The following is a 9621-nucleotide window of genomic DNA, read 5'->3' on the forward strand; positions in this document are numbered from 1 at the left end:
CGGCCCGCCGCCCCGGCGGGGGTGCCGACACCCCGCCGGCGACCCGCTGCGCGTCCCCTCCCCGCCAGCCCGCCGCCACGAGGGCCTCGAACTCGGCGCGGACCCACTCGGGGTCCGCGCCCAGCAGCTCGCAGAACGCCTCGTGCGCGCCGGCCGGCGCCGTCGCGGTCACCGCCTCCACCGTCCCGCGACGGCCTCAGGCGCCGATGGCCTGCCGGTCGCCGGCCGGCTCGGCGGTCCCGGTGCCCTCGACGGTCTCGACGGCGATGCGGCGCGGCTTGGCCCGCTCGGCCACCGGCACGCGCAACCTCAGCACGCCGTCGCGGTAGGCCGCCGAGACGCGCGCGGTGTCGAGGTTGTCGCCGAGGATGAGCTGGCGGCTGAAGACGCCGCGCGGTCGCTCGGCCGCGATCATCTCGTCGGTGCCCTCGTGGACCGGGCGCTGCGCCCTGACGGTCAGCACGTTGCGCTCCACGTCCAGCTCGATGCTGGACGCGTCCACGCCGGGCAGGTCGAACTCCACCACGAACTCGTCGCCGTTGCGCCAGGCGTCCATCGGCATCACCGCCGGGCGCGCCGTGGTCCCCAGCACCTGCTGGGTCAGCCGGTCGAGCTCTCGGAACGGGTCGGTGCGCATCAACACGACCACCACCTCCAGTGCGTACACCAGATGCGACTGCTGTGTCTGCCGCGGCCCGGGCCGTGCCCGGTGCCCGCACCACCAGTGGTAGCACTCCCGGCGCGCGAGTGCAAGAGCAGATGCGCTGCGGCGCAGCGCATCGCCGGGGCGGGCGGTCAGCCGAGCTCGGCCAGGGCCTTGAGGATCCGCTCGTCGCTGACGGGCCCGGCGGTGGGCACCGGCTGGGAGAACTTCTGCAGCCGCAGCTCCTCCAGCGCCCAGCGCAGGCGGGCCAGCTCCGGCGGCACGACCGGCCCGGCGCGGCGCACGTGCGCGGCGTGCTCGTCGCGCACCCGGGCGAACTCGGCCATGCGCACCCGGTCGCGCTGGGGGTTCTCCGGCATCGTCTGCAGCCGGCGCAGGATCCCCTGCAGGTAGCGCAGCAGGTCCGGCAGCCGCCCGGCGCCGGTCTCGGTGACGAAACCGGCGTGCACGAGCCCGGTGAACTGCTCGCGCACGTCCGCCAGGGAGGGCACGAGCGCCAGGCTGGCGGTGCGCGAGATCGCCCGCTCCACCTCGGCGGCCGAGCGCAGCACCCGCAGGGTCAGGTCCACCACCCCGGTGGTCGCCGACAGCAGCCCGCGGCCCACCTGCTCGGCCAGGCGGGCGAACTCCTGCGCGGTGCGCACCGGGCCGCCCGCGGCGTCCAGCCGCTCCTCCACGGCCGCGCGCAGGCAGTCCTCCAGCACGGCCGCCGCGCTGCCGTGCGGGGCGCGCGCCAGCAGCAGCTTGGCGTCGTTGGGCAGGCCGGACTGCACGGTGCGCAGCGGCGAGGGCAGCACGAGCAGCAGCAGGCGCACGGTGCCGTCCCGGTGCGCCCGGGCCGCCTCGGCGGCGGTAGGGAAGGTGCGCAGCCCCGCGGTGGCGCCCTCGTCGACCAGCGCGGGGAAGGAGACGACCTCGCTGCCGCGGCGCACGGTGGTGTGGGTGTCCGGGACGCGCGCGGGCAGGTCGTCCGGGCCCGGGTCGGCCGGCCAGGAGGTGGCGCCGGTGCGGCGCACCTCGTCGGCGGCCTCGGCGATCGTCGCGCGCACCTGGGTGGAGACCGCCTCGCGCAGCCGCGCGAAGTCCTTGCCCTCGGCGAGCACGGAGCCGTCGGCGGCGGTGACGCGGAACGCGGGGCGCAGGTGCGCGGGCACCCTGGTGAAGTCCACGTCCTCGAAGTAGATCTCCGTGCCGTCGCCCAGGCGCGGCACCTCCCGCTCGAAGGCCTCCCAGAAGTCCTCCCGGCGCGGCTCGACGCGCTCGAGGAAGCGCGCGGCCTTGTCCGGGGCCGGGGCGAGGTTGCGGCGCAGCTGCTTGGGCAGCGAGCGCAGCAGCGCGGTGACCATCTCGAGCCGGAACCCGGGCACCTGCCAGGCCAGGTCGCGCTCGTCGAAGCGGTTGACGACCTCCAGCGGCACGTCGACGGTGACCCCGTCGCGCGGGGAGCCGGGCTCGAAGACGTACGACAGCGCCAGCTCCAGGTCGCCCTGGCGCCAGGTGGTGGGGAACTCCTCCTCGCTGACGCCGGCGTCACCGGCGACGAGCATGTCGGGGTCGAAGGTCAGCAGGTCGGGGTCGGTGCGCCGCGCCTGCTTCCACCAGGCGTCGAAGTGCCGGCCGGAGACGACGTCGGCGGGCACGCGCGCGTCGTAGAAGTCGAAGAGGACCTGGTCGTCGACGACGATGTCGCGCCGGCGGGCGCGGTGCTCCAGCTCCTCGGCCTCCTCCAGCAGCTCGCGGTTGCGGGCGAAGAACTCGTGGCGGGTCTCGAAGTCGCCCTCGACGAGGGCGTGCCGGATGAACAGCTCGCGCGAGAGCTCGGGGTCGATGCCGCCGTAGGCGACGGTGCGCCCGGCGACGATCGGCACCCCGTACAGGGTGACGCGCTCGGTGGCCACCACCGCGGCGCGCTTGCGCGACCAGCGCGGCTCGGAGTGCTGGCGCTTGACGACGTGCTCGGCCAGCGGCTCGATCCAGCGCGGGTCGATCGCGGCGGCCACCCGCGCCCACAGGCGGCTGGTCTCCACCAGCTCCGCGGCCAGCACCCAGTCCGGGGAGCGCCGGCCCAGGGCCGAGCCGGGGAACAGCGCGAACCGGGCGCCGCGGGCGCCGAGGTACTCCTGCTGGCGCGGGCCGCCGTCGCCGCGCCCGCGCGCGCGGGGGTCGCGCTTCTCCTCGCGGACCTCCTTGACCCCGATGTTGCCCAGCAGGCCGGCCAGCAGCGAGCGGTGCACGCCGTCGGGGTCGTAGGCCGCCGGGGGCACCACCTCCCCCTCGGCCGGGGCGCCCACGGCGGGGGCCTCGACCTCGAAACCCATCTCGCGGGCGATGCGGCGCAGCTGGTGGTAGGTGTCCTGCCACTCGCGGATGCGCAGGTAGTGCAGCATCTCGGCCTTGACGCGGCGGCGGAACGCCGAGGAGGACAGCTCCGCCTGCAGGTGCTGCAGGTAGTTCCACAGGTTCAGGTAGGTGAGGAAGTCCGAGCGCTCGTGGCGGAAGCGCGCGTGCAGCTGCGCGGCGCGCTCGCGCTGCTCCAGCGGCCGCTCGCGCGGGTCCTGCACCGACAGCGCCGCGACGAGCACGAGCACGTCGTGCAGGCAGGAGTTGCGCTGCCCCTCCAGCACCATCCGGCCCAGCCGCGGGTCGATGGGCAGGCGGGCCAGGTCCCGGCCGGTGCGCGTCAGGCGCGGCACGCCCCGCTCGCCCGGGCGCGCCTGCTCCAGCGCGCCCAGCTCGGCCAGCAGCGCCAGGCCGTCGGCGATGCTGCGCGCCTCCGGCGGCTGGATGAAGGGGAAGGCGGCGATGTCGCCCAGCCCCAGGGAGGCCATCTGCAGGATGACGGCGGCCAGGTTGGTGCGCAGGATCTCCGGGTCGGTGTACTGCGGGCGCGACTCGAAGTCCGCCTGGGAGTACAGGCGGATGCACACGCCCTCGGCCACGCGCCCGCAGCGGCCGGCGCGCTGGTTCGCCGAGGCCTGCGAGACCTTCTCGACCGGCAGCCGCTGCACCTTGGTGCGGTGGCTGTAGCGGGAGACGCGCGCGGTGCCGACGTCGACGACGTAGCGGATCCCCGGCACCGTCAGGGACGTCTCGGCGACGTTGGTGGACAGCACGACGCGCCTGCCGCGGTGCGGGCGGAACACCCGGTGCTGCTCCTCGGCGCTCAGCCGCGCGAACAGCGGCAGGACCTCGGTGTCGCGGAAGCTGCGGTCGGTGCGCGCCAGGTCGTTCAGGGCGTCGGCGGTGTCGCGGATCTCCCGCTCGCCGGGCAGGAACACCAGCACGTCGCCGGGGCCCTCGGCGGCCAGCTCGCGCACCGCGTCGAGGATCCCCTCGGTCTGGTCGCGGTCGTCGCCGGGCGCGGGCGCCTCGTCGACGTCGAGGGTCTCGCCGTCGTCGTCGAGCTCGCCGGCCAGCTCCTCGGCGAGCTCGTCGGCGGCCAGCGGCCGGTAGCGCACCTCCACGGGGTAGGTGCGCCCGGAGACCTCCAGCACGGGCGCGCCGCCGAAGTGCCGGGAGAACCGCTCGGTCTCGATGGTCGCGGAGGTGACGACGAGCTTGAGCTCGGGCCGGCGCGGCAGCAGCCGGGCGAGGTAGCCCAGCAGGAAGTCGATCGTCAGGCTGCGCTCGTGCGCCTCGTCGATGATGAGGGTGTCGTACTGCAGCAGCTCGGGGTCGCGCTGGATCTCGGCCAGCAGGATGCCGTCGGTCATGACCTTCAGCACGCTGTCCTCGCCGACGCTGTCGGTGAAGCGCACCGCGTAGCCGACGACGCCGCCGACCTCGCCGCCGAGCTCCTCGGCCACGCGCTCGGCGACCGCGCGCGCGGCGATGCGCCGCGGCTGGGTGTGCCCGATGCGCCCGCGCCGGCCGCGGCCGAGCTCCATGCAGATCTTCGGCAGCTGCGTGGTCTTGCCCGAGCCGGTCTCGCCGGCGACGACGACGACCTGGTGCTCGCGCAGCGCCTGCGCGATGCGGTCCTTCTCCTGGCTGACGGGCAGCTCGGGCGGGTAGCGCACCTCGGGCACGGCCGCGGCGCGGCGGCGGGCGCGCTCCTCGGCGGCGGCGGTCTGCGCCTCCACCTCCTCCAGGCCGCGGCGCAGCGCCTCGGCGTCGCGGGTGCGGGCCAGCGCGGCCAGCCGGCGGCGCAGCCGGTCCTCGTCGCGCAGCAGCACGAGCCCCAGGCGCGCGGCGAGCGCGGCGGCGCGGGGGTCGTCGGGCAGCTCGCCGGGGCCGGTGCCGCGCGGCCCGGCGCGCCGGGCGTCCCGGTCGCCGGGGCGCTGGGGTCGGGAGGGTCGGCGGCGCCCGCGTTCGGGGCGCCCGGGCCGGCTGGAGGGGCTCGACATGGCCCGGCCATGCTACGGCGTCGGCCGCGCCGGGCCCCCGCGCAGCGGGGCCGGGTCCCGGCGGCGGGCGGGGCGCCGGGCGGGGCGGGGCCTCAGGGGGCGGGCCAGAGGAGCTCGGTGCCCGAGTACAGCCCCGCCACGACGTCCTCGTCGACGAGGGCGTCGACGTCCGGCACGGCGTCGATCTGCCCCATGCGCACCAGGAACTCCGCCTCGGCGCGCACGGTCGCCACGTCGATCGCGCCCAGCGGCTGCCCGGCCGGCTGCGAGCCGTCCACCAGCTGCGCCTCGGTGCGCCAGACCTGCTCGTTGTGCTCGACGTCGTAGCCGGCCTGCGAGCTCTCCGCGGCGTAGCCGACGCACTCGGCGGCGTGCTGCTCGCAGTACGCGTAGGCGTGCAGCTGGGCGCGCAGGAAGTCCTGCACCGCGGTGGGGTGCTCGGCCAGGAAGGCGGGGTTGACGATCGTGGTGGCCATCGAGCCGGGCACCCCGTAGTCCTCGGGGTTCCACTGGGTGACCTCCTCGCCCAGCGCCCGCAGCGTCAGCGGCTCGTTGGACTTGTACCCGGTCAGGGACCGCACCTGCCCGCGCACCAGCACGCTGGGGTCGTACCCGACGACGACCTGCTCGACCTTCGCGACGTCCACGCCGGCGGTGCGCAGCATCGCCTCGATCGTCACCGGCAGCGCGCCCTTCTGCCCCAGCACGGTGCCCTCGAGCTGCTCGAGGTCGGTGACGTCCGGGCGGGTCATCAGGGTGGCCACGGGCACGTGCCCGAACAGCGCCACGGCGGTGACGTCCACGCCGTTGCCGACGTTGACGAGCACGTCGGAGGCCCCGGCGATGGAGGAGACCTGCGCGGTGCCGGCGGCGACGAGCTGGGCGTTCTGGGCGGTCTCCCCGCTGCCGGGCTGGATGCGCACGTCCAGGCACAGCGCGTCGAAGTAGCCCAACGCCTCCGCGGCGACGGGGTCGAGGATGCTGGCCGAGGCCTGGAACTGGTACCCGGTGACGTAGGTGACCGTCCCGGCGGCCTCGTTCTGCGCGCAGCGCTCGGCGGAGACGGCCGAGCCCCGGCTCGCGGCGGGGGCGGGGTCGCCGGCGTCGCCGGAGGGCCCCGAGCAGCCGGCCAGCAGCGCGGCGGCGGCGAGGGCGGCCAGCGCCGGCCGGTGCGGGGTGCGGGTCGGGCGGGTGCTCACGGGAGGGCCTCCTGGTCCGGTCGTGCGGTCCTGCGTCGTGCGGTGGCGGGCGGCGCGCCGCCCCGAGCATCGTGCCCCCCGCGCACCGCGCCCGCGCGCGGGTCGCCCCCGGCGCCCGCGGCGGGTCAGCGCGCCTGCGAGGAGTGCCAGGAGAGCACACGCCGCTCCACGGTGGTGACCACCAGCAGCAGCAGCGCCCCCATGAGGGCCAGGCAGGCGATGGAGGCGAACACCCGGTCCAGCTGGGAGTTCGAGGCCGCGACCTTGATGACGGTGCCCAGCCCCGCCGTGGCCCCCGCGGCGCTGAACTCCGCCACGATCGCGCCGACCAGCGAGAGCGGGAACACCACCCGCAGGGCGGCGAAGACGAACGGCAGGGCGCTGGGGAAGCGCAGGCGCACCAGCACGTCCCAGCGCGAGGCGTGCACGGTGCGGAAGACCTGCAGCACCTCCCGGCGCACCGAGCGCAGCCCCGTCGCGGTGTTCATCAGCACCGGGAAGAACGTCGTCAGCGCCGCCACGAGCACCCGCGGCAGGTACCCGAACCCGAAGGCGACGGTGAGGGCGGGCGCGATCGCCACGACCGGGGTGACGTTGAGGATCACCGCCAGCGGCAGCACGGCGCGGCGCGCGAGCGCGGACTCCGAGACCGCCACCGCGACGGCGAAGGCGGCCAGCGAGCCCAGGGTCAGGCCGAGCAGCGCCTCCGCCAGGGTCGTGCCGGCGTTGCGCAGGTAGAAGCCGGGGTCGCCGGCCAGCTGCCGGCCGACCGCGGCCAGGTGCGGCAGCACGTAGGGGTCGGCCCGGGCCACCTGCTCCCACACCGCGCCGGCCGCGAGCAGGACGACGGCCGTGGGCAGCCACACCCGCGGGTGCAGCAGCGCCAGCGGGGGGCGGCGCCGGCGCGGCGGCGGCGGGGGCGCGCTCGCCGGCGCGCGCCGGGCGGTCGCCGCGCGCGCCCTCACGGGGCGACCCCGGCGTCGGCGTGCCAGGCGTCGGAGAGCAGCTCGCGCACCCGGTGCTCGTGCTCGTGCAGGTCGCCGGAGTCCAGCAGGCCCGAGCGCCGCGGGCGGGGCAGGGAGACCTCCACCGTCCCGGCGACGCGGCCGGGACCGGCGGCCATGACCACGACGGTGTCGGACAGCAGGACCGCCTCGGTGATGGAGTGGGTGACGAACACGACGGTGGTGCGCATCTCCTGCCACACGTCCAGCAGCTGCAGCTGGGCGGCTTCGCGGGTGAACTCGTCGAGCGCGGAGAACGGCTCGTCCATGAGCAGCACCTGCGGCTGCAGCGCGAAGGCGCGGGCGATGGCGGTGCGCTGCTGCATGCCCCCGGACAGCTGCCCGGGGCGGCGGTGCAGCACGTCGCCCAGGCCCAAGCGGCGCAGCAGCGCCTCGGGGTCGCCGGCCAGGTCGCAGCGCTCGGGCGCGGCCGGCGCCGGCACGGGGCCGCGGCGGCGGGAGGCCGCGCGGTTGACCTTCTCCAGCACCCGCACGTTGCCCAGCACGTCCAGCCAGGGCAGCAGCGCCGGCGTCTGCGGCACGAAGCCGACCATCTTGCGCTCGGTGGCGCGCGCGGGCGTCTGGCCGCAGATGCGCACCTCGCCGGAGTCGGGCCGCTCCAGGCCCGCCACCAGGCGCAGCAGGGTGGACTTGCCGCAGCCGGAGGGGCCGATGACGCTCACGAAGCGGCCGCGGGGCACCTGCAGGTCCACGTGGTGCAGCGCGGTGACCGGCCGGGGCCCGTCGTCGTACACCTTGCACGCGTCGCGCACCGAGACGAACGCCTGCCCGTCGGCGCCCGCCGACTCTCCCGCCACGGCCCGACCCTACTCAGCGCCGGGCACCGGCCCCGCCGGGGGCGGTGCCGTGGTGCACTGCCCCGACGCGTTCGGACGACGGAGGGGACAGCGGTGAGCGGGCTGCTCGGCGAGGCGTGGCACGACATGATCTTCGACGGCGCCTGGCGCGCCGGCTCCGGCGGGACCATCGAGGTCACCGAGCCGGCCACGGGCGCGGTGCTGGGCCGGGTGGGCGCGGCCACCCCCGGGGACGTGCGCGCCGCGGCGACGCGCGCGCTGGCCGCGCAGCGGGGCTGGGCGGCCACCAACCCCCTCGAGCGCGCCGCGGTGCTGCGCCGCGCGGGGGCCCTGTGGGAGCAGCACGCCGCGCAGGTGCAGGAGTGGATCGTGCGCGAGTCCGGCGCGGTGGCGGCCAAGGCGCAGCTGGAGACGCACGTGGCCGCGCAGGAGTGCTACGAGGCGTCGGCGCTGCCCACGCACCCGGCGGGCTCGGTGCTGCCCTCGGAGCAGGACCGCTGGTCCTTCGCGCGGCGCCGGCCGGCCGGGGTGGTCTCCGTGATCGCCCCGTTCAACTTCCCGCTGATCCTGTCGATCCGCGCGGTGGCCCCCGCCCTGGCGCTGGGCAACGCGGTGCTGCTCAAGCCGGACCCGCGCACCCCGGTGTGCGGCGGGGTGGCCCTGGCGCGGGTGTTCGAGGAGGCGGGCCTGCCGGCGGGGCTGCTGCACCTGCTGCCCGGCGGCGCGGACGTCGGGGAGGCGGCGGTGACGGCCCCGGAGGTGCGCGTGGTGGCGTTCACCGGCTCCACCGCCGCCGGCCGGCGCGTGGGCGCGCTGGGCGCCGAGCACCTCAAGCGCACCCACCTGGAGCTGGGCGGCAACAACGCCCTGGTGGTGCTGCCGGGCGCGGACGTGGCGCTGGCGGCCTCGGCGGGGGCGTTCGGCTCGTTCCTGCACCAGGGGCAGATCTGCATGGCCACCGGCCGGCACCTGGTGCACGAGAGCCTGCACGACGCCTACGTGGACGCGCTGGCGCTCAAGGCGCGGGCCCTGCCGGTGGGCGACCCGGCCGGCGGCGCCGTGGCGCTGGGCCCGATCATCGACGAGCGGCAGCTGGGCCGCGTGGACCGCGTCGTGCGCGGCACCGTCGAGGCCGGGGCGACCCTGGCCGCCGGCGGCACCCACGAGGGCCTGTTCTACGCGCCCACCGTGCTGGCGCAGGTGGAGCCGTCCATGCCGGCGTGGGAGGAGGAGGTCTTCGGGCCGGTCGCGCCCGTCCTGGCGTTCTCCGACGTCGACGAGGCGATCGAGCTGGCCCGCGCCACCCCGTACGGGCTCTCGCTGGGCGTGCTGGGCGAGGTGGGCGCGGCGATGCGGGTGGCCGACGCGGTGCCCAGCGGCGTCGTGCACGTCAACGAGCAGACCGTCTCCGACGAGGCGAACGCCCCGTTCGGCGGGGTCGGCGCCTCCGGCACGGGCGGTCGCGCCGGCGGGGCGGAGGCGAACGTCGAGGCGTTCACCGAGACGCAGTGGCTGACGGTGCGCCCGGAGATCGCCCCCTACCCGTTCTGACCCGCGCGCGACGGCGCCGGCCCGGCCCGCGGGCCGGGC

At 76.7% G+C, this 9621-nt stretch carries 6 protein-coding genes; 1 reads left to right on the forward strand and 5 read right to left on the reverse strand.

Annotated elements, in window-relative coordinates:
* Window positions 1-196: 196 nt before the first annotated feature.
* From ACRYR7_RS21825 to ACRYR7_RS21845, 5 genes are all read right to left on the reverse strand, one after another.
* On the reverse strand, window positions 197-637 hold the full coding sequence (locus ACRYR7_RS21825) for an Hsp20/alpha crystallin family protein (RefSeq protein ID WP_432574223.1): 441 nt from the start codon (window positions 635-637) through the stop codon (window positions 197-199).
* A 158-nt stretch (window positions 638-795) separates the two neighbouring features.
* Window positions 796-5010 (reverse strand): ATP-dependent RNA helicase HrpA, encoded by a 4215-nt coding sequence (gene hrpA / locus ACRYR7_RS21830; protein WP_432574219.1) that lies wholly within the window; start codon window positions 5008-5010, stop codon window positions 796-798.
* A gap of 92 nt (window positions 5011-5102) precedes the next feature.
* Window positions 5103-6209 (reverse strand): ABC transporter substrate-binding protein, encoded by a 1107-nt coding sequence (locus tag ACRYR7_RS21835; protein WP_432574220.1) that lies wholly within the window; start codon window positions 6207-6209, stop codon window positions 5103-5105.
* Between the two features lie 125 nt (window positions 6210-6334).
* The gene (locus ACRYR7_RS21840) at window positions 6335-7174 is read right to left on the reverse strand and encodes an ABC transporter permease (protein WP_432574221.1); all 840 of its coding nucleotides are present in this window, start codon (window positions 7172-7174) and stop codon (window positions 6335-6337) included.
* On the reverse strand, window positions 7171-8031 hold the full coding sequence (locus ACRYR7_RS21845; protein ID WP_432574222.1) for an ABC transporter ATP-binding protein: 861 nt from the start codon (window positions 8029-8031) through the stop codon (window positions 7171-7173). Before ACRYR7_RS21845 ends, ACRYR7_RS21840 begins: the two co-directional genes overlap by 4 nt.
* A 126-nt stretch (window positions 8032-8157) precedes the next feature.
* Here ACRYR7_RS21845 and ACRYR7_RS21850 point away from each other — a divergent pair, with 126 nt between their 5' ends.
* Entirely contained in the window at window positions 8158-9582 is a 1425-nt protein-coding gene (locus ACRYR7_RS21850) for an aldehyde dehydrogenase family protein (RefSeq protein WP_432574224.1), read from the forward strand.
* Window positions 9583-9621 lie beyond the last annotated feature (39 nt).

It is taken from the genome of Kineococcus gurbantunggutensis (genome assembly GCF_050871925.1).
Classification (GTDB): Bacteria; Actinomycetota; Actinomycetes; order Actinomycetales; family Kineococcaceae; genus Kineococcus.

Excerpts from the sequence above, each read along its gene's own strand:
- hrpA (WP_432574219.1), bottom strand. The coding sequence starts at position 5,010 with ATGTCGAGCCCCTCCAGCCGGCCCGGGCGCCCCGAACGCGGGCGCCGC.
- ACRYR7_RS21825 (WP_432574223.1), bottom strand. The coding sequence starts at position 637 with ATGCGCACCGACCCGTTCCGAGAGCTCGACCGGCTGACCCAGCAGGTG.
- ACRYR7_RS21850 (WP_432574224.1), top strand. The coding sequence starts at position 8,158 with ATGATCTTCGACGGCGCCTGGCGCGCCGGCTCCGGCGGGACCATCGAG.